This window comes from Campylobacter portucalensis (assembly GCF_009690845.1).
GTDB classification, from domain to species: Bacteria; Campylobacterota; Campylobacteria; order Campylobacterales; family Campylobacteraceae; genus Campylobacter_B; species Campylobacter_B portucalensis.
The window spans coordinates 40,679-66,527 of the sequence record NZ_VWSJ01000025.1; the positions used below are offsets into that span (position 1 = coordinate 40,679).

The following is a 25,849-nucleotide window of genomic DNA, read 5'->3' on the forward strand; positions in this document are numbered from 1 at the left end:
TTATTTATGATTCAATGCTTATTTTTACTTTTTTATTATAAATAAAATTGACTAGGATGTTATCTATTTATATTTTTTAATATATTCTATTTTTATACCTTGCTTGAATATTTAATTTTTTCATTTTCCTTTTTTAAGTATCTTAAGCTTGGCGAATCACTTTTTGTTGTATTTATTAAGAATTTCTTTAATAATAAAATCATATCTATTATAAAATACTTATAAATTATCATCAATCTACTATTGATAGTAAAATTATTATCCCATTCTTTTAGCTAAAAACATACCAAAACTTACTATTATTTAAAAAGTCTTCTAATTTTAAGTTTTTATCTACTATTCTATCCAAAACTATTTTTCCAATAAAATTATATATTTTCTAATCTGTATTTAAATTTAACCTCTTGCAATATATCTTATATTAGCATTTTTAATTTAATTTTTTATATATAAATTCAATAAAAGTATATCTTCTTTAAAATTTAAATTTAGAAATTTTATGTTTATAATCATTGTTTTGAGGTAGCAATATATCCTTACATAACGCTTTTTTGTATAGTTGTGTGTGATTTTGTCTTATTTATTTTTATCTTTTTCCATTAATATAAGTAGCATTTACCAATTTGAAAATATTTAAGTGAAAACTGTCGCCTTTTTCATCTTTTTCTTTCAATATTACTTCCATTTTATTAAACGCTTTTAAAAACTCAACTTTCCATTTATAGGCTTTCTCTCCTGTAAAGCCCATAACTAATAAACTAAAGCCATCTTTTGTTAGGTTAAATTTTGGTTTTGTCCTGTTTTGTTTATCAATATAAAGGCTCTTTTTAAAATTTAACTCTTTAAACTCATCGTTTGGTAAATTTCTTATAAGTCTTAAAATTTCGGGGTGATTTTTGTTAAAAAATTCACTAACTTTTAAAGTGTCGGCGAATATTTCATCGCCGATAATTTCAAAATTTACTTTTATATCGTTTATAGATATTATTGCACTCATTTTAGCCCCCTTGTTTTATATGTAAGGTAAGCAACTTGCAAAACTAAAACCAAAATTAAAATACTTTGAACTAAATCAACCATTTTTTGCTCCTTTATGGTATAATTGCAGGGTTAAAAGATGACGCAGGGGATTGCTCCCCTTTGCTACTTTGATTTTTTCTTAGCTTCGTAAAGTATTACGATAAGCTGTATCAAAGCTGAAATTAAACCGATTACGGCGGTTATAGTTTCCATCTTTTAACTCCTTTCTTAGATTTAAAAGTTATGTTTTATAACTTTTATGCTGTAATTATAACATAAATACAAACTAATGTCAAGGTTAAAAGTATAATTTTATAATTTATTTTCTGATTTTAGTTAGTTTTTATAACTTTTAGGACTAATCATTTTTGATTAGTCCTAAGAAATGAAGTCTTTTAGTAGCTTTTTTAATTCATTTTGTTTTTTTAATTCAGTTTCTAGCTCATTAACTTTTAAAAGCAATTTACAAACTTTTTCTACCTGTTCGCCTGGCTCTGTAATAGCAAGTTGTTTTAATCTCCCCTCACTATACCCTATAAGCTCGCCTAATTGTCTATACGTTAAATTTAACTCTTTACAAACCTTTTTAACTATGTTTTCATCAACCATATTTAACCTTTTTTATTATTATTATACACTTTATTTTTTAAATTTATATTTATATCTTAATGGTATCTATCGTTTGTAACAACTCCTTGTCATCATAAACATAACCAGCGATATCATAATATTTTGTATCCAAACAATACAAAGAAGAGAAATAGTTCCCATCGTCTATTAAATAAAAATTTCCATTTATAAAGTGAATAAATGACCTTTTACCAGTGTAGATGTCTTTCAATATATGCCCCTCGTAGATTTCATCACCGTTTCTATCTTTTAATCCTATGTGTTGCATTAAATGAACCTCTTTAATGTTATATATGTTGTGTTTTGTCTCTACAAAAGTATTATTTTCTTTAAAGAATATAGCCTTAACTTCGGTTATTTTATTCTGTTTTTTTATCCAAGCCTTAAATTTTAAATTTTCCATTAATTATCCTTTCTAAAATGTTGTTTTGATATAAAAGATTTGTTATGCTAAATTCTTTTATATTGATGGTAAAATAGTATCTATTTCTTATTTTACCTTTTAAAAGCGTAACACTATGCTTTTCCAATTCTTTATCTTATCTACAATCTTATTTGTGCTTTTGCATACGATATAAATTCCTCTAACCTCAAAAAGACTTTTTGAGTAATCGCATATCACGCCTTTTATCATTTTTTTGCTCCTTTTTTTGTGCCCATTTTGTGTCTGACTTGTTCCTGATTTTATTATAAAATAGCGTAAAAGTGTGTAAAATCTAGTGAATAGAAATGCCCTTAAAATCCATAAAAGCCTTAATTTGCGTGTTTGTTTTATGTTTTTATTAATTAAATTAAAAATAAAATAAATTTTCAACCAATTATTTAGCTATATTACTAGGTAAAACGCCATATTTATCTTTAAAAATTTTTGTAAAATGGCTAAGGCTATTATATCCTACTATTTTAGCAGCTTCGCTTACATTAACATCTTTTCGTTTTAAAAGCTCAAAAGCAACTTTCAATCTCTCATCTTTTAAGTATCCATAGATTGTATTTTTAAACTGTTTTTTAAAACTCTCTTGTAAACTAACTTCATTTGTAGTGCAAGCCTTGGCTAGCTCTTTTATACTTGGTGGGCTTGATAAGTCTTTTAGTAAAAGTTCCTTTGCTCTTTGTGCTGTTTTGTTATCGTTAATGCTTAAATTTGAAAAAGTTATAAAAAGTAGTTCTAAAACTTTACTCTCAATAAATAGCTCTTTTAACTTCCCACTATAAATATCAGCGTTTCTAAGTTCGTTTAAAATTTGGTTTTGAAATTTAGAGATATTTGAAGATTTTATATGAAAATAATCATTTAGTGGATTTAAGTGATTAAAAACATTAAATTCTTTTATTAAATTATCATTAAGTATGATTGATTGAATTTGATGGGTATTTCCTAAAAAGTCCATTTTTCCTTTAAAATCTTTTATGATAGAACCTGTCCAGACTTGATTTGTATTTAATATAGCTCTTTTACCATTTATAGGGCAAACAGACGAAGAATTTAAAGTATTAAAGTGCAAAAAATGGCAATTATCAGCAAAATTTTTTATAAAAGTTATATCTTCATTTAGTAAGATATTTGTTGTGCGATAAAGTATGCCATTTTGCAAATCATAAACAGACATTTTCATCTTAAAATTTCTATCTTGATAACTAAAACTTTTCTTTAAGCCATCTATTTTTATAAGATTTTTTTCTTTCAAGTTTTCTAGAAATTCATAATTTCTAATGATTTTGCTCATTTATTTTTTTTCCGTTAAATTTATTATTTTTATCGTTAATTAAATATTGATAATTATTTTTGTTTTTTATAAAATTATACACGAAAAACTATTAAATAACTATAAAAGGAAACAAAATGAAAAAGTTAAGCAAAGGTTTAGCAGTATCTTTGATAACTATAAATTTTTTATATGCAGATAAAATCTCTTTAAGTCAGATTACTGTTACAGCTCAAAAGATGGAAGAAAGCATTAACGATATCCCGCACGCTATTACTGTTATCGATGAAACAGAGCTTGAAGACAAAAGGATAAGAAGCATTAAAAAGCTAGTTAGACAAATTCCAAACACAAATCAATTTAAATTTATGGAAGCCAATAATATAAATTTTTAGAGAGATAAACTCATCTACTTTTACAAACTCAAATCCCATAACTTTTTATATAAATGGAATACCTCAAACTAACACCTATGGGTATGAAGCTCAGTTTGAAAATGTTGAGAGAATTGAAGTTTTAAGAGGGCCTGGGGGAGCTCTTTATGGAAAAGATTCAATTGGTGGAGTTATAAATATCATTACTAAAAAGCCATCAAATGAGTGGGGCGGAAGCATTGGAGCTGAATACGCAGAAGATAACACAATTATGACAAATTTAAATTTAGGTGGGTCTATAGTAGATGATATTTTATTTTTAAATTTAGGTGGATATTTTAATAAAACTGATGGCTGGATGACTAATACATATAACGGAAGCGACGTAAATGATGAGAAAATCTACCGCTTTAATACTACCTTAACTTATAGGCCAATAGATAGATTAAAGTTAAATTTATCTCTTATGGTTGATAGAGATAAAACGGGTGCGTATATGCCATTTGGCAAAGTAAAAGAGCTTTCTAGAGACAAGGTTAAAAACTCAGGATTTGATGTAGATACATTTTATGAAACTGACTCTATCACAGCAGGCTTAAATTTAGAGTATGATTTTAACAGTGTTAAATTTAGCTCAACCACAACATATAAAGAGATAGATAATATTCGTCGGTATGATATTGATGGTACTTATGGAAATAAGCAAGATGGTTTTAAGATCTTTCAAGATGCTGAGCTTGATACTTTTTCACAAGAACTAAAGCTATCAAGTTTAAATAGTGATAAATTTAGATGGGTAGCTGGACTTTACTATGAAAAAGAAGATACTACGCATATAAGAGCAGGAAGACAGATGGCTATTAATCAAAAAAATATAGAGTCTGATACTCCTATGAAAAGTACGGCAAATACTTATGCTATCTTTGGTCAAGGAAGTTATGACATTTTAGATAACTTAACTTTAACTTTGGGCGGAAGATATCAAAGAATAGAAAAAAATATCAATCTAAAATCCTATAAATATCCAATTGGAATGCACTTAGCACAACCATCTTATACTCTAAATGCTGATACTTCGTGGAATAAATTTTTACCAAAAATTGCACTTAATTATAAAATAAATGATAGTTTTAATATTTACGCAGGATATAGTAGGGGCTATTTGCCAGGAGGATTTAATAGATTAACACCAACTGGAGACATAGATAATAACAAATTTAATTCACAAATAAGCGATAACTATGAGATAGGATTTAGGGGATTTTTCTTGGATGATAGGCTAATGTTTGGAGCAAATTTATTTTATATGGATATAGATGATATGCATCTCTTTGAAATAGTTGGAAGTGGTACAAGTAGAATACATAGAGTAAGTAACGGTGGAAAAGCTAAATCACAATGATTAGAGCTTGAGGCTATATATGATATAAATGAAAATTTTAGCGTAGATGCAAAATTTGGTCTAATTGATACAGAATACAAGGAGTATATTACAGATAAAACAGCTAAAGGAAATAAGATAGAAAATACACCTGATTATACCTTAAGTGTAGGACTTAACTATCATCACCAAAGCGGATTTTACTCAAGGCTTGATATTTACTCACAAGGAAATAAATATCTAAACGCTGCAAATAATGAAAAGCAAAATGCGTGGGTAAGTGCTGATTTAATAGTAGGATATATCTATAATAATTTAGATATCTACTCTTTTATAGAAAATATCGGCGATGAAGAGCATATCGAAGCAGCTTTTTTTGGAAGAGATGGGGCTTATATAAACTATAGTAATCCAAGGAAATTTGGAGTGGGATTTAAGTATTACTTTTAAAAATTTATTATAAAAAGCTTTTAAAAAATGCTGAGGCAATAATAGAATGAGAAATTATGCAAAAGAGCATATGGCGTGATGGGGGTTTGGTTTTAAAATCACCATTTTATTTACTACGACAAAAAAGGATTAAATTTGAAAAGATATGTTTTGGTTTTTATGCTTTATCTAACTGGATATGTAAGTTCTGGATTTTTGATGGAGGGTTTGGTTGTTATATTTAGACAAAGTGGAGTAGGGCTTGAAAAAGTAGGGCTTTTATATTTTACTATTATATTTTGGGCATTTAGAGGACTATGGGCTCCTTTTGTAGATAAAATAGTATCAAAAACTGGATTATACAAAAGCTTTATTATTAAAATTCAAGCCTTAATGATACTTACTTTAATAGTAGTAAGTTTTTTAGATGTAAATAAGCATTTAGTTATCTTAATATTATTAGCAGCAATAATGGGCTTTTTATCAGCAACTAATGATATAGGATCTGGGGCTTTAATACATAAAATATTTAAAACTAATGAACTTAGCTTAGCAAACTCATTTAAAGCAAGTGGAAATTTAATAGGACATATTTTAGGCTCAGGTGTAACACTAATAATCTATGATAAATTTGGACTTCAAATTTCATCTATGTTTTTAATATCATTAGTTTTAATAGCTATGCTATATATGGCTTTGTTTAAAGAGGAAAAATCTACAATAAATTTAGATAAAAAGCTAGATTTTAAATCTATGTTTATCTTTATAAAAGATGAAAAAATATGGATAAGTGTGATGATACTTGGAGCATTTGGAATATGTATGAGTTATGGACTATTAACTCCAATTTTAGTTGATAGTGGATGGGGACTTAGTGATATAGGAAGCGTGGTTCATATATATGGGACACTATTTGCTATAATTACCTCTTTTTTGGTTTCATTTATTATAAAAAAACTAAAATTAATAAACGCTCTTTTACTTATGATGATTTTAATGAGCATAGTTATTTTAACAATGCTTTTACCTATACAAACTTCTAAATTTATAGTTATTTTAATAGTTTCATTAATGATTGGCTTTTATGTATCAAATGGTGTTGTTTTAAATACTATTATGATGAGTAAGGCTAATAGAGTAAATCCAGCTAGTCAAATTGCTATACAAAGTAGTATTTCTATGTTATTTCAATTTATATCGTTTTATTTAGGTATGCTAATAGCAAGTTTTTTAGGATATAAATTTGTAATTGTTTTATCATCGGGTTTGTGTTTGGTTACTTTTGTTTATATAAATTTGGTAAAAGATAAATTAGGGTTAATTTAATTTATCTTAAAAACATACATCACGCATGAATATCTAACTCTTTTAAAAAGCCTTACGATATTTCCTAAAAGCCCCCATCTTTTTCTATGCATATCAAACATAACACCTTTTTTAACAAATTGAATTCTTTCATCCCACGCTAAAATCTCGCTTTCATCATCAATGCCAAATTTAAACTTGGCATTTTTTATATGTTTCATCGCATCGTGATGCTTATTATCAAATTTATAAGCCGCAAATTTATTCATAAAATCAGCCATTATAAGCCCGTTAAATCTAGAAGCTAAATTTATAAAAAACTCTTTTAAATCATCTTGGCAAAAATACATACTAACGCCTTCTAAAATAAAGATAAATTTAGCGTTTTCATGCTTAGATTTTAGCTCATCCATCCAAGCAGTTTCAAGCATAGAGGTTGATAAATAGAAGTTATTTTTAGCTTTTGGGATAAGATTATCTCTTAAATTTATTACATCAGGCAAATCAAGATCATAAAAATAAGCATTTTTAAAGCTGTTCTCAAGCCTAAGTGGTCTTGTATCAAGTCCAGCTCCAACTTGAACAATGACTAAATTTTCATTATTTAATTTTAAAAGTTCATCATCAAAAAACTTAGCTCTTATAATAGTTCCAACTCTGCTTAATTTGCTTTTATCAAATTTACTAAAATCATAATCAATTTTTTTTACAACTTCGCCTGAAAACTCATCTTTTAAAATAGGGTTTTTAAGCTCATTTTCTTTAGCTCTAAAGTATAAATTTATAAGCAAAGTTTCGCTAACTGTGTTATTAAAACTTATTTTTTCTTTGTTCTTGGACGTTTGCATGGCACTACCTTTATTAAAATTAATATTATAATTATATATAAATTTGGTAACTCTAGTTAATGAATTTGGAAATAAATTTAGTGAAATTTGCAAAAATTAAAATAAAGCCATCTTAAATAAAAACATCTATTTAAAACTCTTCCAAACAAATTTATAGTAAAAAATCATTCCTAAAATTAAAGCAAAAGCTGAAATTTGATAAACTCCTCTAAATCCAAAAATTGGCTCAAACATTCCTAAAATATATAGACTTATTCCTATTCCTAAATTTACAAAGATAAAAAATGTTGAGTTTGCAAGACCGATTTTATCTTTAGGTGATAGTTTTATGGCGATAGTTTGACAAAGGCTTTTTATGCTTGCCCAGTCAAAAGCAAGAAAAAACGCTGATATTAAAATATGAAAATTATTTTTTGCTTTTGATAAAACAATGAGGCTTATAAAAAATAAAAAAAGCGATAGCATTGTGGCAAAATTTTCTTTTTTATCATCAAATATTTTGCCATAAATCCAAACTGAAACTATGGCAAAAACTGAGTAAAATGGATAATAAAATACCCCTGAAGTTAAATTTAAATTTTGTGTATAAAGGCTTAAAAACGCAAGTATAGAACCATATGAAAACCCAGCTATAAAAACCACGCTTGATATTGGCACTGCTTTTATCTCAATAAAATTTGAAATTTGAAGCTGTTTTATAGGAGCTTTATAAATTTTTATCTCTTTTAAATTCAGAAATAAAATTGCAAAAAAACTTATAATAAAAGATATCATTGCAAGAAAAAAAACTCTGTTTATATAAGCCATTAGAGTTAAACCAAATAGCCAAAAATGGCGAAATAGCCGATGAGATGATAACTAAAATAACCTATCCCCACGCCTTTTTTACTCTCAGGTATGATTTTAGAAATTGTAGTATTGCAAATACAAGTTCCTATCCCAAATAAAATCCCAGTTAAAACTCTTAAAATTAGTAAAATTTCTATGCTATTTGCAAATAAATAGCCAAAAGTTATAACTCCCTCAAGCCCAATAATTATAAATAAAGCTTTTTTCAAATTTACTCTATCTACAAATTTGCCAAAAATAAGTGTGCTAAAAATAAGACCCAAAACATAAACAAAAGTAATTAATCCAGAGGTGCTAGTTAAAGCAAAAAGTTCTATTTTGGCGTAGTTTGTTTCACTTATCATAGTAAGATATGTTGAAAAATATAAAGAAAAATTTACAATGCAAATTATTACAAAATTTCTCATTAAGAGCCTTAGTGGGGATTAGTGATTTAAATCAAGGTAGAAAGCTCTACCTTGATAATAAATTAAAACGCTGGAATTATCGCACCGCTATATTTTTTTTCAATGAAATCTTTAGCTTTTTGACTTGTTAAAGCTTCATTTAAAGCTTTTGTTTTAGGGCTATTTTCATTTCCTTGTTTAACAACAACGATATTTACATAAGGGCTATCTTTGCCTTCGATTGCAAGAGCATCTTTTGAAGGATTTAGCCCTGCGTTAAAAGCAAAATTTGTATTTATAACCGCTATTGTTACATCATCTAAAGTTCTAGGCACACTTGCTGCTTCAACTTCTATAAATTCTAAATTTTTAGGGTTTTCTATAATGTCAAGTGGAGTTTTGAGTTTTACGCTTTTATCAAGCTTTATAAGTCCTGCATTTTCTAGTAAATCTAAAGCTCTGCTCTCATTTGTAGGATCGTTTGGAAGCGATACTTTTGCTTTGTTTGGCAAATCGTTAAGATTTTTAATTTTTTTAGAGTAAATTCCCATTGGTTCTATATGAACGCCAACAGTTTTAACTAAATTTGTGCCTTTGTTTTTATTAAATTCATCTAAATACTGAATATGTTGGAAAAAATTTGCATCTAGATCCTCATCTTGTGTGGCTAAATTTGGGATAACATAGTCATTAAACTCTTTAACTTCTAAATCAAATCCTTTTGATTTTAGCTCGCCTTTTACAGCTTCTAAAATTTCAGCATGTGGAACAGGTGTGGCACCAACTACAATTTTTTCTGCAAAAAGCGAAGTGCTTAAGCATAAAACTGCTACTAAACTTGTAAATAATTTTTTCATAATTTATCCTTTTTTATAAATTTTTAAAACGCTGGTATAATAGAACCATCATATTTTGATTCTATAAACTCTCTTACTTTATCACTCGTAATAATTTTTACAAAATCTTTTGTGCTTTGAAGATTTTCATTGCCTTCTTTTACTATCAAAACATTTAAATAAGGGCTGTCTTTATCTTCTAAAAATAAAGAATCATTCTTTGGACTTAAATTAGCCGATAATGCAAAATTTGCATTTATAACTGCGATATCTGTATCATCTAAGCTTCTTGGAACACTAGCTGGCTCAAGGGTTATAATTTCTAAATTTTTAGGGTTTTCTAAGATATCTAAGACCGTTACAAACTCAGCATCTGCTTTATCTAGCTTTAAAAGTCCTGCTTTTTCAAGAAGTCTTAAAGCCCTTGTTTCAGTTGAAACATCATTTGGAATGGTAACTTTAGCTCTGTTTTTTAACTCATTTAAGCTTTTGATTTTCTTGCTATAAACTCCAAGTGGCTCTATATGGACTCCAGCAACTGCAACCATATGAGTGCCTTTTTCTCTATTAAATTCTTTCATATATGGAAGTCCGATTGTGAAGTTAAAATGGATTTCATCATTTTCCAAAGCGTAATTTGGTATAACATAATCATTAAATTCAACTATCTTTACATCATATCCAGCTTTTTGTAAGTCTGGTTTTATGAAATTAATTATTTCAGCGTGTGGCACAGGTGAGGCACCGACTATAATTTTAGAAGAAAGCAAATTTGACACTAAAATTAAATTTAACAAGACTAATTTAAATATCTTTTTCATATTCATCCTTTATCGATTTAAAACGCAGGAATTACTGAGTTTTTATACGTTTTTTCTATAAAATCTCTAACTTTATCTGAATTTAAAGCCTTCTTTAAAGCTTCAAATTTCTCACCGCCTAAATTTCCTCTTTTTATAGCTACGATATTTATATAAGGGCTATCTTTATCTTCAACAAAAAGACCGTGAATTTTTGGATCAAGCCCGCCAGCAAGAGCGTATGAAGTGCTAATTATAGATATATCTACATCATCTATACTTCTTGGAAGAGTAGCTGCTAAAAGAGTGATGATCTTTAAATTTTTATCATTTTTGGTAATAATAAAATTTTTGGCATCAAATTTTATCAACCCTGCCTTATCTAGCAAAATTAAAGCTCTTTTTTCGTTTATAGGATCATTTGGAATGCTAACTTTAGAACCATTTTTTAACTCTTTTAAATTTTTGATTTTTTTACTATAAATCGTCATTGGTTCAATATGAACACCCACTAATTCTACAAGATCTGTTTTATGCTCTTTGTTAAATTCATCCAAATACGGTTTATGTTGATAAAAATTTGCATCTATATCACCACTATTTAAGGCTTGATTTAAAATCTTATCATCCATTTCAGTGATTTGAAGAGTATAGCCTTTTTCTTTTAAAAGTGGTTTTACAACTTCTAAAATTTCAGCGTGAGGGACTGGAACTGCTCCAACATGAATAGTTTTAGCAGATAAATTAAGTGATAAGATTAAACTTAAAATCGATGTTTTAATAATACTTTTCATAAATTTCCTTTAATAAATAAAACCATTTAAAACTGAATTTATGAAATTTAAAAGTATTGAAATCATAAAATTCCTTTTTAAATGTTTAACAAGCACTTAAAAAGAAATTTTATAATAAGTGCTTTTAAGTCATTTGACAACTAAACTCTAAACCATACATCTCGCACATATCTGATTTCATATCGTATCCTTTCTTTAAAAATAATTTTGTAATTCTAGCGAATTTTGCTTAAATAATAATTAAAAGATGGAGATAGCCCCATCTTTAATTAAATTTGATAATTTTTAACAAAATTTGAAATTCGTTTTATACCTTCAATAATGCTCTTTTCATCTGTTGCAAAAGAAAATCTAAAATATCCATCCATTCCAAATCCTATCCCTGGCACAACAGCCACTTTTGCTTCATTTAGTAATTTTTTACAAAATCTCATAGAATCTTCATCTATCTTTTTGCAATTCACAAAAGCATAAAAAGCACCATTTGGCTTAACTAAGCTAAGATTTTCTACATCTTGAAACAGTGCATAAACTAAATCTCTTCTTTTTTGAAATTCATTTTTCATAAATTTAATATCTTCATCTGTTTTTCCCATTAATGCAGGAATTGCACCTATTTGAACTAAAGAGCTAATATTTGAAGTGCTTTGACTTTGAAGTTTTTTGCAAGCTTTAATTATCTCTTCATTTGCACTAGCCATATATCCAAATCTCCAGCCAGGCATAGCACCGCATTTACTTAAGCCATTTATGGTTATTGTTCTTTTAAAAAGATCTTCGCTTACGCTAGCTACAGATGTAAAATCGCCTTCATAAGTTAATTTTTCATAAATTTCATCACTAGCTACTATTATATTTGTATCTTTCAAAACTTCACCCAAACTAGCAATCTCATCTTTACTATAAACTGCACCTGTTGGATTTGATGGCATATTAAAAATTATTAATTTAGTTTTGTTGGTGATAGCTTTTTTTAGATCATTTGCATTTAATTTAAAACCATTTTTCTCGTCAGTGTTAATAATTACAGGCTTTGCACCACAAAATTTAACTATTTCTGTATAACTAACCCAATATGGTGCAGGAATTATCACCTCGTCATCTTCTTCTAATAAAACTTGAAAAAGATTAAACAAAGAGTGTTTAGCTCCAACATTTGTTAAAATTTGAGATGTTTTATACTCTAAATTATTATCTTTTTTTAATTTATAAGCAATTGCTTCTAAAATATCATTTGTGCCTGGAATAGGTGTGTATTTTGAACATTTACATTTTTCTTCAAGTGCTTGTATTACAGCATCTTTAATGGCTTTTGGTGTATCAAAATCAGGCTCTCCAGCACTAAAAATAAGCACATCTTCACCTTTTGCCTTTAACTCTTTTGCAAGAGTACTAATAGCTATTGTTATTGATTCTGATATATTTTTAACTCTTTTTGCTAACATTTAAACTCCTCTTATTTTTAAAAATTTTATGAACTTTTAATTATATCAAATTCTAATAAATAGCATAATATTTTAAATTTTATTTTTATTTTTAACTAAATGGAATTTGGCATTTAATCGCCATTGAAGATAATAAGATTTAAAACTTAGTAATGCTTTTAAAAAAGAGTCTAAATTTATCAATTTAATCAATCAAAATATGCAAATTTTTATTTCAGAAAACCTATAGACAAAGATTCAAATATGTTTTCTTTTGCGACAATTATAGACTTACTAGGTTTTAAAGCAAACATAAAAGCTAGCTTTTACCTATAATGCTTCATTTATATCTCCGATTTAGCGATAGTTGATAGAGCTTTTGCAATTGTAGTTGATATAAAATGATAAATTATTTATTTGGATTGCACGCTAGTCTTTTAAAGAGTAGGGCTCATAGAGTTAAAATAGAGGCTATTGTGAATGAATTTTTACAACAATTAATTAAAGACAATAAAAACTTGAAAATTTAATAGATACTAAATATAAAAATCTAAAATTGAGTCTTGATAGCTATTTTTCTGATTTACAAAAATCTATTAATTTTAAAGACTCAAAGTGATTTACTTCAAGTTTAGCCGATATAAACAGAGTTTTTGGAATGGAGTTAAAATATCAAGATTTTAATGAATTTGATAAAATGATGATGAGTGATGAACCTATAATTATATAAGTAAAATGATAAGTTTAAATAAAATTTTTAATAAGGAGATAAGATGGGATTTGGAGATTTTATAAAAAAGTTATCAAAATTAATGGAGGATTTTACCGAAAATATGATGAAACAAGCTATCGATGAAAATTATAACATATACTATTAGAAGTGATAAATTAAAAGCTAAAATTCAAAAAGAGATTAATTATCGCAAAATAGGTAGTTTTAGTATCAATAAATTTAGATTTTAGTCAAAATTTCAGCAAATATTTTGCACATAAAGTCTAAATTTATAAAATTTTTCAAGTATTTAGTAGGGCCATCTTACTTAAGATGATTTTAAATTTACTTCACGATTTTGCCAGGTATTCCAACGACAGTTGAGTTTGGCGGTATATCTTTTGTAACTACTGCATTTGCACCTATTTTAGAGTTTTTGCCAATAGTTATATTGCCTAAAATTTTTGCCCCAGCTCCAACTATAACACCATCTTCTAAAGTAGGATGGCGTTTAATTTTTTCTAAACTAACACCTCCAAGTGTTACGCCTTGATATAAAAGTACTTCATCTCCCACTATAGCGGTTTCTCCTATGACAATACCTGTTGCATGATCAAAAAAGACTTTTCTTCCTATAACGGCTCCAGGATGCATATCAACACCTGTAAAAATTCTTGAAATTCCAGATATCACTCTTGCTATGCGTCTAAAATTTTTACGATAAAGATAGTGTGCAAAACGATGATTTATCAAAGCCCAAACACCAGGATAGTTAAAAAATATCTCAACATAACTACCAAAAGCCGGATCTTGAGCTTTTGGTTGTGTAAAATCCTCTTTTAAAATTTGTAAAAAACTCATCTTTAGCCTATTGATTTTAAATATCCATTGTCATTTAAAAATAAATAAAGTTCGCCCAAAATATGCTTTTTTTGCTTCTCATCTACAAGATCTGATTTTTCTATCCTTTGATTTAGGATATATTGAATCTCATCTATATCATAATCCATATCATCTAAAATATCTATAACTGATTGAGATTCTAAAAGATTTTGTATTTCAAAACTTCCATCATCTTTTAATACCACAGTGGCTTCTGTTGGATGAACAAAGAGATTATGATCCATCCCTAAAACCTCTTGATATGCTCCAACTAAGAAAAATCCTAATAAATACTCCTCTTTACTTGCATCGATATCATGCAAAAATAAAGGATTTGTTTTTGGATCAAATTCTATCTCTCCATCGCTATCACAAGTTATATCCCAAATAGAAGCTGATCTTGTTGGAATTTCATCAAGTCTATTTAGAGGCATTATTGGAAAGTGCTGTTTTAGACCCCAAAAGTCAGGCAATGACTGAAATAAAGAAAAATTTACTAAATACCTCTCTTGAACCTCATTTTGTATATCTAAAATATCTGTTAAATTGTATTTATTTCCTAAAAGAGGAATTGATTTTTTAATGATTAAATGCACTAAAATTTCGCCATTTGACCTATCTGTTAAATCAGCATAACCTAAATCAAATAAAGTCAAAATGCTATCCATATGTGCAATTGCATCGTGGAGGTATTCTAAAGCATTTGATGATTTTATATTTTGGTAAAGATAGTAAAGTTCATCTATAATATGCGGATTTGTAGCTTTAAAATTTAGCTTTGTTTCTGTGTATTCTTGAGAAAAAAGCTCTAGCACTGGAGCCACTAAAACAGCATGACTTGCTGCTATATACCTGCCTGATTCTATAAAAATATCAGGCTCAACGACATCTTTTGAATTTGCAATTGTTTTTAATAAAAACACGACATCATTTGCATACTCTCTTAAAGTGTAGTTTCTTTGCATTGAATCTTTTACTTGAGAATACTCAACCGCTAGCCCACCACCTAAATTTATAGCTTTTAAATTTGTAGCACCCATTTTGCGAAGTTCAGCGTAAATATTTCCAGCTTCGGTTAAAGCCTTTTTAAGTGGATGAATTTCATTTATTTGAGATCCAATGTGAAAATGTATCATTGTAAATTTATCAAGCAAATTTGCCTCTTTTAGTAAATTTATAGCCTCAATTAACTCAGTTGAAGTTAGCCCAAATTTAGAATTTATCCCGCCACTTTTTTGCCAAATTCCGCTACCAGTACTATGAAGTCTAACTCTAAGACCAATATTTGGTTTTGGCGTAAATCTCTCTTTTGCAGTTTCTATTATAGCTTCAAGTTCGCTTAAGCCTTCAATTGTAAGAGTTATATCGTGCCCCATTTCAGCAGCGATAAAGCCTATATTAATTAGTTCTTTATCTTTAAAGCCATTTACTGTAATTGGGGCACCAAAGTTATTATATGCCATAGCAAGTAAAAGCTCTGGCTTACTTCCTGCTTCAAGTCCGTAGTTAAATGGTTTTCCAAGCTCAACTAAGTTTTTTACAAAGCCAGGGTATTGATTTACTTTTAGAGGATAAACGGCACTAAAATTTCCGCTATATTCAGACTCTCTCATAGCTCGTGCAAAATTTGAGTAAATTTCAACTATTTGTTTTTTTATGAGATGTGGAAAGCGAAGAAGAACAGGTCCTCTTACATCTTCTTTTCTTAATTGCTTTACTATATCTAATAAAGATGGTTTAAAATCAGTATTTAAACAAACCTCCCCATCTTCTATTATGAAATTTGAATCTCCCCAAATTCCAATACCATACTTTTTATCTAGCATTTAAAAACCTTTCTAAATCATTTAAATTTAGCTTTTCATCATCGCCATTATCTAAATTCTTATACCAAATTTCGTTATTTTTAAACTCATTTTCACCTAAACATAAAAATATCTTTTTATTTAAATTATCAGCAGATTTTAGATGTTTTGCAGGATTTTTTGCTTCATAGTTAGTTTCGACATTATGAGTTTTTCTTAAATTTAATCCAAGTTTATAAATTTCATCTATAAATTTATCATCTAAAGCACATAGATAAATTCCTTTTCTTTCATCGCTTTGAGTGCGAGATTTTAAAATTTCCATAATCCGCTCAATTCCCATAGCAAAGCCAACTGCGTAAGTTTGACGCCCACCTAAATACTCAACTAAGTTATCATATCTACCACCGCCTAAAACTGCACTTTGAGAGCCGATTTCATCGCTTATAAACTCAAATGCTGTTTTACTGTAGTAATCAAGCCCACGAACAAGCTTTGGATCTACTTCAAATTTAATATTGTTATTAGTTAAAATTTCTTTAAGCTTATCAAAATCTTTTTGACACTCATCGTTTAAATTTTCAGTTATTAAAGGAGCGTTTTTTAGTAAATTTTGACAATTTTCATTTTTACAATCAAGCACTCTTATAGGATTTGTATCAATTCTTCTTAGGCAGTCTTGGCAAAGTCCATCAAGGCTATTTAAATACTCAACTAGCTTTGCTTTATATTTTGGCATACACTCTTTATCGCCTAAAGAATTTATCTTAAGTGTCGTTTTTATGCCAAGGCGATTTAAAATTTCGGCTCCTATTATAATCACACTAGCATCTTCATAAACGCTTTTTTCTCCAAAGCACTCTATGCCAAATTGATGAAACTCTCTTAATCTTCCTTTTTGAGGACGTTCATAGCGAAACATTGAGCCATAATAAAAGTATTTTCTAACTCCACCAGCTCTATCAAATTTATGTTCTATAAAAGCTCTTACAACCCCAGCAGTTCCCTCGGGTCTAAGGCAAACATCATTTCCACCTTTATCAATAAACTGATACATCTCTTTATTTACTATATCGCTACTTTCTCCAACGCTTCTAATAAAAAGTGAAGTTTGTTCAAGCTTTGGAGTTTCTATAAATTTATATCCAAAATTTAGAGTAATCTCTTCGCAAATTTTAACTATATACTGATATAAATCCCCATCATCTATGATATCTTTCATCCCTCTTAAAGCTTGTATCATCCTATAAACTCCTTGATTTTTTTGTGGATATTTAAAATCTCATCATTTGCATCAATTTCTAAAACATTAAATTTGCTATTTTTAAATATCATCTGCATATAGTCTTGAACTCTTAAAAGGTATTTTATCCCTCTTTTTTCTATATTATCGCTAGTATGCCTTAAATTTAGGCGTGAAATAAGGCTTTTTTCATCTATTTTAAAAAATACAAATTTACTTCCAAAGTCATTATTTAATGCAAATTTATTAAATAGCATCAAATTTTCTATATCTAAGCTTGGGTCATTTGCCATAGCATAAGCTACACCTGAGATAAATCCTCTATCACTTATTATTAAATTACCTAAATTTGGTTTAATAACTCTTTCATAATGCTCACTTCTATCAGCCAAAAAAAGTAAAATTTCACTTCTAAAAGAGATATTTTGATTTAGCAAAATTTCTCTTAATTGCTCTCCAAATTTGGTTCCACCTGGTTCTTTTGTAAAAATAGCGTCTTTATAAATTTCTTTTAGTAAATTTAGTTGAGTTGTCTTTCCAACTCCGTCAATTCCTTCAAATGTTACTAGCATTTACTCCCTTTATATAATCTAAAATCTCTTTTGGTACCAAATGGCTTACATCGCCGCCATAATAGGCTATCGAGCGAACAACAGAACTACTTATAAAAGCATTTTGCAAAGTTGGCATAAGATAAACAGTTTCAAATTCCTCCCACAAAGATGCGTTTGCATAACCCATTTGAAGCTCATATTCAAAGTCGCTAACAGCTCTAAGTCCTCTAATCACAGTTGCAACTTTTTCGTTTTTACAAAAATCAACTAATAAATTATCAAAGCTTTTTACCTCAACATTTCCTAAATTTGAAGTTGAAATTTTAACCATCTCAAGTCTTTTTTCTATATCAAAAAATGGCTTTTTAGAGTAATTTATGGCAACTGCAACTACAACTTTATCAAAAAATCTTAAAGCTCTTTTTATAATGTCAATATGTCCGTTTGTGATGGGATCAAAAGTCCCGGGATAAATACACGCTTTTCTCAAATCAATACCTTTTAAAATTTCTGGTTATTTTATCTAAAAATACTGAATTTAAAAGAAAATATAAAAAATAATAAGGAAAAATTAGACAAAATAGAGAAAAATTACAATATTTTTAAAAGCTTAATAATAAAGGAGATAGTAAATAGAATTAAGCTAGTTTATTGTCTTAGAAATAAGATTATAATTGGCGGAATTTATTATAGATAAAACTAAAACCAATATGATTAAAATAAGTTTATTTGGTATAAATTTAATATAGTATAAAACTAAATTTATAATAAATTTGATGAGAATTTTGCAAAGTTAAGCTTTATAAAACTATAAATAATGTAAAAAGTCTAATTTTAGATTTTTTCTCTAATAAAATATATTTTATAAATCACCAATTTTTGGGTTTCATAGTTGTTATCGCTAGTATTGCTATCTAAAATAAAGAAAAATAAAAAAATTATAACCTCTATTGTAAAGTATTATTGCAACAAAAGCCACTAACCATTAGTGTCGTGAAGTCTTCTAGCACCAAAACAGCTAAAAGTGGAAGAAAAGAATTTAATAAAACAAATCACTAAAAATTTTAGAGTCTCTTGCAAAAACAATGAAATCTAGAATAAAAAATAATATAAAAAGTTTAAAATACCAATACTCTTTTTTTACTCTACCGTTAGAATTTACGTAATTTGCATAAGCTTTTTTAATAGCCAAAGCCACTCATTTAATGCCTTCTAAAATAAATTTAACGACGATTATATCAATTACTAAATTAGCAAAAATATATCACTTAGTTTAAAACATAAATTTAGACAATAAAAAATATTTTAAAAATAATATCAATAAAACCCACCTAAAAAGGCGAATCAAGAAAAACGAATTTGACTAGAAATTTTAAACTAAAGTATAGTTTTAAATTTATCTACAAGCACAATGCTAATTTTCATATAAAATTTCTATATTTTTATCATACCAAATACCCGCTGGAAATAGATATTTCCCATCTATAAACATAAAATCTATATCTTGATAAATTGGCTCAAATTTACTTATTTTTGATAAAGAATTTTCAATTAAAGTAGTGCAGTATAAATTCTCATCACCTTTTTTACTTAAAACAAATTTCTTTCCAAAACTATTTTTAAGATCATTTATAAAAAAAATTCTATTTTTATCATTTATAAATTTAACTCTAGCTATACCAAAATCAGTAGCATTATTTAAAAATTCATTAAGAGTTATAATGCTTACTTTATCATCATTTTCTTTTTGCGTTGCGTGGATGATTAAAATCGGTTCAGTTTTTATTATGACACCAACGTGTGAGTATTTAAAGTCGCTTTTATTAGAGATAATAATACTATCTATGGTATTTCCGTGACGAAATATCAAATCTCCTACTTCTAAATTTGGGATATTTTGAAGATTAAATTTGTGTGTTTTGAATTTAAAATTTTGATATAAAAAAATGCTTATTGCAACAAATAAAATAAAGCACAATAAGCATTTTAGCGATTTTAATAACATATAAAATATTTTATAATTTTACTTTCCAATTATCTTTATGATCTTTTTTTAATTTTATTTTATCTAACTTAACTTCTTTATTTTTAAATATTATCTCTAATTCAACAATGGCTGTATTTTTATCTTCGCTTATTTTACTAGATAATGCAGTTATGCTTTTTACGCCACCCATTTTTTTAATTTTTTCTTTTTGTGTACCCATAATGCTTAATAATTTGCCTTTAACTAATTCTTCGATACCTTCTATAGCCAAATCTTGCTCTGATAAATAGATAAGTTTAAATACCTCCTCAGTGTTTGATTCAAAAAAATACTCTGTAAATTTTATGGCAACTTTTTCTGCTTCTTTTTCTGGCGAACCACATCCAATAAACAAAAACATAGCCATTATAGCAACTAAAATTTTTTTCATATCTATCTCCTGATTGTTAAAATTTCGAGAAATTATATAGCAAATATCTTTAAAACCAAATAAAAGCTTAACTCCATTTTTTATATAAATTGTGTTTAATTTCAAGCAAATCAAGCCATTTACCGATGATGAAATTTTCTATCTCTTCAACACTTTTAAATCCAGCATAACTTCCTAAAATAGGGGGCGATATAACAACTCCTAAATTTGAAAGCTTACTCATTTGCTCTAAAGATATGGCTGAAAATGGCATCTCTCTGACACCTAAGATTAATTTTTTTTGTTCCTTTAAAGAGACAGCAGCTGCTCTTGTAATTAAAGTGTCGCTTATACCATTTGAAATTTTAGCTAAAGTATTGATAGAGCAGGGAGCAATAATAGTTTTATCTATACCAAATGAGCCTGATGCAGGGGCTTGATAAATTTCATCATCGTTAAAAAAGATTGTATTTTTATAGCTATTTATATTAAATTTAAAGCTATTTTCTTTTTCTAAAACTATTTTTGCATTTTTGCTTAAAATCACAAATAAATCACACTCATTCTCAAGATGAGTTATCATTTTGAGCCCTAAATTTACTAAACTAGCTCCAGTGATACAAAGTAAGATTTTCATAAGTTTAACCTAGATTAAGTAGATGGAGCGGGAAACGAGATTCGAACTCGCGACCCTAACCTTGGCAAGGTTATGCTCTACCCCTGAGCTATTCCCGCTTAAATGAGTTTGAGATTTTATCATCATCTTCCTTAAATTAACATAAAAATTTCTAATTCTTGAGTGTCTTTTAGCATATCTTCATTATTTTTTGAGATATATAAAGCATTTGAATTTACTAACGGCATTATCGCACCAGAGCCTAAAACTCCTAAATTGGTTGCTTTAAAAACTTCATCTTCAAATTTACCCAAAACAATATTCATACGACCGCTTTTTAGCTTCAAATCTCCACTCATTTTTGTTTTTATTTTTCTAAAAAAGTTTTCTTTTTGACCAGATAATTTTTTTAGAGTCGGTAAAACAACCAAAAAGCACAATAAAAACGCAGCACTTGGATTTCCAGGAAGAACAAAAACGATTTTTTCATCTTTTTTGTAGCATTTTGTGGGACGACCAGGCTTTATATCTATGTGATCAAAAATTTGTTTAAATCCTAATTTTTGTAAAGCTTCGTGCATATAGTCTTTATCGCCCACACTTGCACCTCCGCTTGTTATTATGACATCAAATTTATTGGAATTTTCAATTAAATTTTGAGTTTTTTCTAAATCATCTGGAATTATGCCTCCATATTTGCAATCAAATTCGTTTAAAATAGCCATAATTGCACTTGAGTTGGCATTGTAAATTTCACTATCATCAGCCTCTTGCCACGGCTCTTTTAACTCATCACCACTTGAAAATATAATAACTTTTGGTTTTTTAAAAACTAAAATTTCACTAATTCCTTGACTTGCTAAAAGCATAACTTTCGCAGGGGTTAAAATTTCCCCACTTTTTAGTAAAATTTCCCCACTTTTAATCTCTTCACCTTTTAATCTAAAAGCGTTAAATTTCTTTATATTTTTATCTGTCATTAAAAGCTCATTTTGAAATTTAGCATCTTCTAATCTTACGACCGTATTTGCACCATTTGGCATTATAGCACCTGTCATAATTCTAAAACATTCGCCTTTATTTAAAGTATATTTTTTTTTATCGCCTGCAAATATGGTTCCTGCCACTTTTAAATTTAATCCAACTTCATCATAATCAAAAGCATATCCATCAAGTGCAGCATTATCGAAGCAGGGCAGATCTTTTTTAGACACTAAATCTGTAGCTAAAATTTCACCAACACACTCTCTTAAAGAGACTTTTTTTGTTAAATTGCTATTTTGTATATCTATTTTATTTAAAATTTCGTTAATCATTTTCTTTTAATCTTTCTATTTTTGCTCCCAGATTTGAGAGTTTTCCTTCTAAATTTTCATAACCTCTATCAAGATGATAAATCCTATGTACTTTTGTAACTTCGTTTGCTACAAGTGCCGCTAAAACAAGAGCTGAGCTAGCCCTTAAATCGGTAGCCATTACATCGGTGCCTTCTAAATTTTTACCATTTATAGTTGCAATGTGTCCATTTAGCTTGATATCAGCTCCCATTCTTAAAAGCTCACTTACATGCATAAATCGATTTTCAAAAAGCCTCTCATCTATCACACTTACTCCACTAGCAATACAGCAAATAGCCATAAATTGTGCTTGCATATCTGTTGGAAAACCTGGGTATTCTGTTGTAACTATTTCTATTGGTTTTATCTGTTTTGCTGGTAAAATAGTGATTTTATCACCTTTTATTTCAAAACTAAATCCCATATCTTCTAGTTTTGCAATAACAGCTTTTAGATGTTTTGGCTCGCATTTTGTTATGGTTATTTTAGAATTTGTAATAGCTCCAGCACAAAGATACGTTCCAGCTTCGATTCTATCAGGTATAACATAAATTTTATCTATTTCTAAAAGCTCTTTATCTCTTCCAAAAATTACAAGCTCATCAGTGCCAATCCCTTCAATTTTGACTCCAAATTTGCTTAAAATTTCACATAAAATAACCACTTCAGGCTCTTTTGCTGCATTTATAATTGTTGTTTTTCCTTTAGCTAATGCTGCTGCCATTATTATGTTTTCAGTTCCAGTAACTGTAATTTTATCAAAGCTAATATTTGCTCCAACTAAGCCATTTTTAGCACTTGCTATCACATATCCATCTTTTATTTTAATATCAGCACCCATCTTTTCTAATGCAGATAAGTGCAAATCAATAGGTCTTGCACCAATTGCACATCCACCAGGCAAAGATACTTCACAATGCCCAAATCTAGCAAGAAGCGGTCCTAAAACTAAAATAGAAGCTCTCATTTTTCTGACGATATCATATGTTGCTTTTGTTGAGTTGATAAAATTAGTATCAATAAAGCAAGAGTGCGGATCTTTAAAATCAACATTTGCACCTAAATTTGAAAGAAGTTTTATTAAAGTTTTTATATCCACAACATCTGGTAAATTTAAAATTTCTACCATTTTTTTACTTAAAATACTAAGAGCTATAAGTGGTAGAGCGGCATTTTTAGAGCCACTTATAGAAATGCTTCCGCTAAGTTTTTGACCACCTTTTATTTTTAAATAATCCATATCATTCCTAAATTTTAATTTATCTTGCGATTATACAAAATTTTTATTTACAAATATATAAATTGGCAATTAAAGTGTAAATTTAATAAAATTTGATAAAATAATTAAAAACGTTTTAGGAATTTAAATGAAATCATCAATAACAATCTTTCTTATAGTTTTGAATTTTATAATTTATATTTTAGAAAATTTTATATTAAGAGATGATGCTTTTATGCTTTATTTTGGGTTAAATTATCTATTTTTTAATGGATTTTATTGGCAAATTTTAACTACGATGTTTTTGCATGCAAATTTAATGCATCTTATTATGAATATGGCTGTACTTTATCAATTTGGAACAATTTTAGAAAATCATCTAGGAAAAGTTAAATTTATTTTTCTTTGTTTTGTGGGTGGAATTTTGACTTCTTTATTAAGCTTATCTTACACTTATTATACATTTTATTCATTGAAAACTATAGTAAATTTAGTGGGTGCAAGTGGGATGATTTGTGTGCTTTTAGGTTTTTTTTCTTATTTGGATATTAGGCTTAGAAAGGGCTTGATTTTATCTGTTTTATTGATCAGTTTTGTGCCGATTTTAATTGGCATAAATGTTGCTTGGTATGCTCATATTTTTGGATTTATAATAGGATTTTTATTTGGAAAGTTATATGTTTTACAAAAGCGTTGAAGAAATTTTAAATGAGAGTAATTTAGAGCTAAAATTTTCAAAATTTAAAAAATTTTACTCTAAATTTAGAGCAGGGCAGGTTGAATTTGAAGAAAATTTTCAACCAAAGCCATTAAATTTACCTAGCTATGCAAAAATTTGTCAAATTTTACCACCAAAAGATTTACCAAAATTTAAAGGAGATAAAAAAATACCAGCATTTTTGCATTCAATATTGCATATTGAGTATTCGGCTATCGATATAGCCCTTGATGATTGCTATAGATTTGTTGGGCTTCCTTTTGAGTATTATGTTGATTTTTTAGAAATTTGTGAAGATGAGATAAGACATTTTTCAATGATAGAGAAAGAGCTTTTAAAATTTGGATTTAAATATGGTGATTTTGCTGTACATGATGGATTGTTTTTTGCTTTAAAAAATACAAGCCACTCTTTAGCAGAAAGAATGGCAATTTTACATAAATATAGTGAAGCAAATGGTCTTGATGCAAATTATTTTATCTTAAAAAAAATAGATAATGGTAGTTTAAAAGAACTTTTAGAACAAATTCTAGAAGAGGAGATTTCACACGTAAAAAAGGGCAATAAATGGTTTGATTACGCTAATAAAGATTTAAATTTAGATTTTTTAGATATAGTTTTAAAGCACTACCCAAAATTTAAAAACTATAAAAGAGAGCTAAATGAAGTTGATAGAATTCGTGCTGGTTTTAGTCAAGATGAGATTTTGAAATTAAAAAATTATTAAAAACTCAAATTAAAATAGGGAAAAATGAAGCAAGCATTACTTTTTATAAAGATACGGGATATTTAAGGCACGCTAAAAATTTAGTTAAAGAATTCTTAGGCGATGATTACAAGAATGAAATACTTTTCATACCATATGCTGGAGTTAGAAGAAGTAATGAAGAGTATGAATTAAAAGTATCAGCCATAAAATATAAAAATTAGTATGAGTTTTTTATTAAATTTAGTTGATAACTTAAATAAAAAATGTCTATAATTTTTTTAAAAAGATAAAAATAACCAGAAAGCAGGTGTTGGAATGAAAGTTGGTCTGTGTGTGGTGTATATGATATTACAAATGATTTTAAAATTATAAAATTTAAGTAGATTTTGATATAATTACAGCATTTTAACATAAGGTCGTAAATTGAAAAAAATCTATTTTTTAAGACACGCTAAAGCTAAAAAAGAGGGCGTTAATGATTTTTTAAGAAAATTAAGTAATAAAGGTAAAGATGACGCTCTTGCTTTAAAAAAAAGATTAAAGCAAAATCAAATTATAGGTGAAGCTATCTTTACAAGCTCTTCGGTTCGCACCTTAACAACTTCTAATTTAATATTTAATGACAATATTTTTGTATGTGATGAATTATACGAAATAACATCAATTAATTTATTGAAATTTATACAAAATATAGATGATAAATTTAAAAATATTTTTATAGTAGGACACAATCCATCAATAACTGAAATTTGTGAAAATTTAAGTGATAGTATTATAGGAAATATCCCAACCTGTGGTCTTTTTGGTATAGAATTTAATGTATTAAGATTTAAAGATATTAAACCACAAATTGGAGAAGTTTTGATATATGATTAT

At 27.8% G+C, this 25,849-nt stretch carries 27 protein-coding genes, 1 tRNA gene and 2 pseudogenes; 7 read left to right on the forward strand and 23 right to left on the reverse strand.

Annotation, left to right across the window (positions count from 1 at the left end; translation table 11 throughout):
- Positions 1 to 586 precede the first annotated feature (586 nt).
- The 5 genes from F1B92_RS06585 to F1B92_RS06600 all read right to left on the reverse strand — a co-directional run bounded on the left by F1B92_RS06585 (position 587) and on the right by F1B92_RS06600 (position 3,377).
- A complete protein-coding gene (locus tag F1B92_RS06585; protein ID WP_154571073.1) occupies positions 587 to 997 on the reverse strand; it encodes a Rha family transcriptional regulator in 411 nt (136 codons plus the stop codon).
- A 401-nt stretch (positions 998 to 1,398) separates the two neighbouring features.
- Positions 1,399 to 1,629, reverse strand: a complete 231-nt coding sequence (locus F1B92_RS06590; protein WP_154571074.1) for an XRE family transcriptional regulator — start codon at positions 1,627 to 1,629, stop codon at positions 1,399 to 1,401.
- A gap of 49 nt (positions 1,630 to 1,678) precedes the next feature.
- A complete protein-coding gene (locus F1B92_RS06595) occupies positions 1,679 to 2,053 on the reverse strand; it encodes a YopX family protein (RefSeq protein ID WP_154571075.1) in 375 nt (124 codons plus the stop codon).
- Positions 2,054 to 2,152: 99 nt separating this feature from the next.
- Positions 2,153 to 2,284, reverse strand: coding sequence for a hypothetical protein (locus F1B92_RS09380; protein WP_268233928.1), 132 nt, complete (start codon positions 2,282 to 2,284; stop codon positions 2,153 to 2,155).
- 184 nt (positions 2,285 to 2,468) lie between these two features.
- The gene (locus tag F1B92_RS06600; protein ID WP_154571076.1) at positions 2,469 to 3,377 is read right to left on the reverse strand and encodes a helix-turn-helix domain-containing protein; all 909 of its coding nucleotides are present in this window, start codon (positions 3,375 to 3,377) and stop codon (positions 2,469 to 2,471) included.
- Positions 3,378 to 3,493: 116 nt separating this feature from the next.
- Here F1B92_RS06600 and F1B92_RS06605 point away from each other — a divergent pair, with 116 nt between their 5' ends.
- From F1B92_RS06605 to F1B92_RS06620, 3 genes and pseudogenes are all read left to right on the forward strand, one after another.
- Positions 3,494 to 3,751 (forward strand): hypothetical protein, encoded by a 258-nt coding sequence (locus tag F1B92_RS06605; protein ID WP_154571077.1) that lies wholly within the window; start codon positions 3,494 to 3,496, stop codon positions 3,749 to 3,751.
- A 37-nt stretch (positions 3,752 to 3,788) separates the two neighbouring features.
- Positions 3,789 to 5,561, forward strand: a pseudogene (locus F1B92_RS09205) (TonB-dependent receptor).
- Positions 5,562 to 5,696: 135 nt separating this feature from the next.
- Entirely contained in the window at positions 5,697 to 6,866 is a 1,170-nt protein-coding gene (locus F1B92_RS06620; RefSeq protein ID WP_154571078.1) for an MFS transporter, read from the forward strand.
- Here F1B92_RS06620 and F1B92_RS06625 read toward each other — a convergent pair.
- The 18 genes and pseudogenes from F1B92_RS06625 to murA form a co-directional block, all read right to left on the reverse strand.
- On the reverse strand, positions 6,863 to 7,693 hold the full coding sequence (locus tag F1B92_RS06625) for a class I SAM-dependent methyltransferase (RefSeq protein WP_154571079.1): 831 nt from the start codon (positions 7,691 to 7,693) through the stop codon (positions 6,863 to 6,865). The genes F1B92_RS06620 and F1B92_RS06625 overlap by 4 nt on opposite strands.
- A 126-nt stretch (positions 7,694 to 7,819) precedes the next feature.
- Positions 7,820 to 8,500, reverse strand: coding sequence for an MFS transporter (locus F1B92_RS06630; RefSeq protein WP_326833118.1), 681 nt, complete (start codon positions 8,498 to 8,500; stop codon positions 7,820 to 7,822).
- Positions 8,501 to 8,505: 5 nt separating this feature from the next.
- The gene (locus F1B92_RS06635) at positions 8,506 to 8,949 is read right to left on the reverse strand and encodes an MFS transporter (protein ID WP_154571081.1); all 444 of its coding nucleotides are present in this window, start codon (positions 8,947 to 8,949) and stop codon (positions 8,506 to 8,508) included.
- A 62-nt stretch (positions 8,950 to 9,011) separates the two neighbouring features.
- Complete coding sequence (locus F1B92_RS06640; RefSeq protein ID WP_154571082.1) at positions 9,012 to 9,785, reverse strand: MetQ/NlpA family ABC transporter substrate-binding protein; 774 nt, start codon at positions 9,783 to 9,785, stop codon at positions 9,012 to 9,014.
- 23 nt (positions 9,786 to 9,808) lie between these two features.
- On the reverse strand, positions 9,809 to 10,591 hold the full coding sequence (locus F1B92_RS06645; RefSeq protein ID WP_195836312.1) for a MetQ/NlpA family ABC transporter substrate-binding protein: 783 nt from the start codon (positions 10,589 to 10,591) through the stop codon (positions 9,809 to 9,811).
- A gap of 11 nt (positions 10,592 to 10,602) precedes the next feature.
- Complete coding sequence (locus tag F1B92_RS06650) at positions 10,603 to 11,358, reverse strand: MetQ/NlpA family ABC transporter substrate-binding protein (RefSeq protein WP_154571084.1); 756 nt, start codon at positions 11,356 to 11,358, stop codon at positions 10,603 to 10,605.
- 269 nt (positions 11,359 to 11,627) lie between these two features.
- A complete protein-coding gene (locus F1B92_RS06655) occupies positions 11,628 to 12,803 on the reverse strand; it encodes a pyridoxal phosphate-dependent aminotransferase (protein WP_154571085.1) in 1,176 nt (391 codons plus the stop codon).
- Between the two features lie 1,039 nt (positions 12,804 to 13,842).
- Positions 13,843 to 14,355: pseudogene (gene cysE, locus F1B92_RS06660) on the reverse strand (serine O-acetyltransferase); the annotation flags it as partial.
- Positions 14,356 to 14,357: 2 nt separating this feature from the next.
- Positions 14,358 to 16,202: a biosynthetic arginine decarboxylase gene (gene speA, locus F1B92_RS06665; protein WP_154571087.1), complete on the reverse strand. Its 1,845-nt coding sequence runs from the start codon at positions 16,200 to 16,202 to the stop codon at positions 14,358 to 14,360.
- On the reverse strand, positions 16,192 to 17,424 hold the full coding sequence (gene hisS / locus F1B92_RS06670; RefSeq protein WP_154571088.1) for a histidine--tRNA ligase: 1,233 nt from the start codon (positions 17,422 to 17,424) through the stop codon (positions 16,192 to 16,194). The genes speA and hisS overlap by 11 nt, the downstream gene beginning before the upstream one ends.
- Positions 17,421 to 17,996 (reverse strand): dTMP kinase, encoded by a 576-nt coding sequence (gene tmk, locus F1B92_RS06675; protein ID WP_154571089.1) that lies wholly within the window; start codon positions 17,994 to 17,996, stop codon positions 17,421 to 17,423. Before tmk ends, hisS begins: the two co-directional genes overlap by 4 nt.
- Positions 17,980 to 18,468, reverse strand: a complete 489-nt coding sequence (gene coaD / locus F1B92_RS06680) for a pantetheine-phosphate adenylyltransferase (RefSeq protein WP_154571090.1) — start codon at positions 18,466 to 18,468, stop codon at positions 17,980 to 17,982. The genes tmk and coaD overlap by 17 nt, the downstream gene beginning before the upstream one ends.
- 924 nt (positions 18,469 to 19,392) lie before the next feature.
- Entirely contained in the window at positions 19,393 to 19,956 is a 564-nt protein-coding gene (locus F1B92_RS06685) for a YiiX/YebB-like N1pC/P60 family cysteine hydrolase (RefSeq protein ID WP_229770964.1), read from the reverse strand.
- 37 nt (positions 19,957 to 19,993) lie between these two features.
- Positions 19,994 to 20,395, reverse strand: a complete 402-nt coding sequence (locus tag F1B92_RS06690) for a DUF4878 domain-containing protein (protein WP_154571092.1) — start codon at positions 20,393 to 20,395, stop codon at positions 19,994 to 19,996.
- 67 nt (positions 20,396 to 20,462) lie between these two features.
- The gene (locus F1B92_RS06695) at positions 20,463 to 21,011 is read right to left on the reverse strand and encodes a UbiX family flavin prenyltransferase (protein WP_154571093.1); all 549 of its coding nucleotides are present in this window, start codon (positions 21,009 to 21,011) and stop codon (positions 20,463 to 20,465) included.
- Between the two features lie 23 nt (positions 21,012 to 21,034).
- A tRNA-Gly gene (locus F1B92_RS06700) sits at positions 21,035 to 21,109 on the reverse strand.
- Positions 21,110 to 21,142: 33 nt separating this feature from the next.
- Positions 21,143 to 22,306: a molybdopterin molybdotransferase MoeA gene (locus F1B92_RS06705; protein ID WP_154571094.1), complete on the reverse strand. Its 1,164-nt coding sequence runs from the start codon at positions 22,304 to 22,306 to the stop codon at positions 21,143 to 21,145.
- A complete protein-coding gene (gene murA / locus F1B92_RS06710) occupies positions 22,299 to 23,567 on the reverse strand; it encodes a UDP-N-acetylglucosamine 1-carboxyvinyltransferase (protein WP_154571095.1) in 1,269 nt (422 codons plus the stop codon). Before murA ends, F1B92_RS06705 begins: the two co-directional genes overlap by 8 nt.
- A gap of 127 nt (positions 23,568 to 23,694) precedes the next feature.
- Here murA and F1B92_RS06715 point away from each other — a divergent pair, with 127 nt between their 5' ends.
- From F1B92_RS06715 to F1B92_RS06730, 4 genes are all read left to right on the forward strand, one after another.
- Positions 23,695 to 24,243, forward strand: coding sequence for a rhomboid family intramembrane serine protease (locus tag F1B92_RS06715; protein WP_154571096.1), 549 nt, complete (start codon positions 23,695 to 23,697; stop codon positions 24,241 to 24,243).
- Positions 24,212 to 24,991, forward strand: coding sequence for a ferritin-like domain-containing protein (locus F1B92_RS06720; RefSeq protein ID WP_326833119.1), 780 nt, complete (start codon positions 24,212 to 24,214; stop codon positions 24,989 to 24,991). The genes F1B92_RS06715 and F1B92_RS06720 overlap by 32 nt, the downstream gene beginning before the upstream one ends.
- Before the next feature lie 35 nt (positions 24,992 to 25,026).
- A complete protein-coding gene (locus F1B92_RS09210; RefSeq protein WP_326833122.1) occupies positions 25,027 to 25,194 on the forward strand; it encodes a Type 1 glutamine amidotransferase-like domain-containing protein in 168 nt (55 codons plus the stop codon).
- A gap of 202 nt (positions 25,195 to 25,396) precedes the next feature.
- On the forward strand, positions 25,397 to 25,849 hold a 453-nt coding region (locus F1B92_RS06730; RefSeq protein WP_154571097.1), incomplete at its 3' end, for a SixA phosphatase family protein.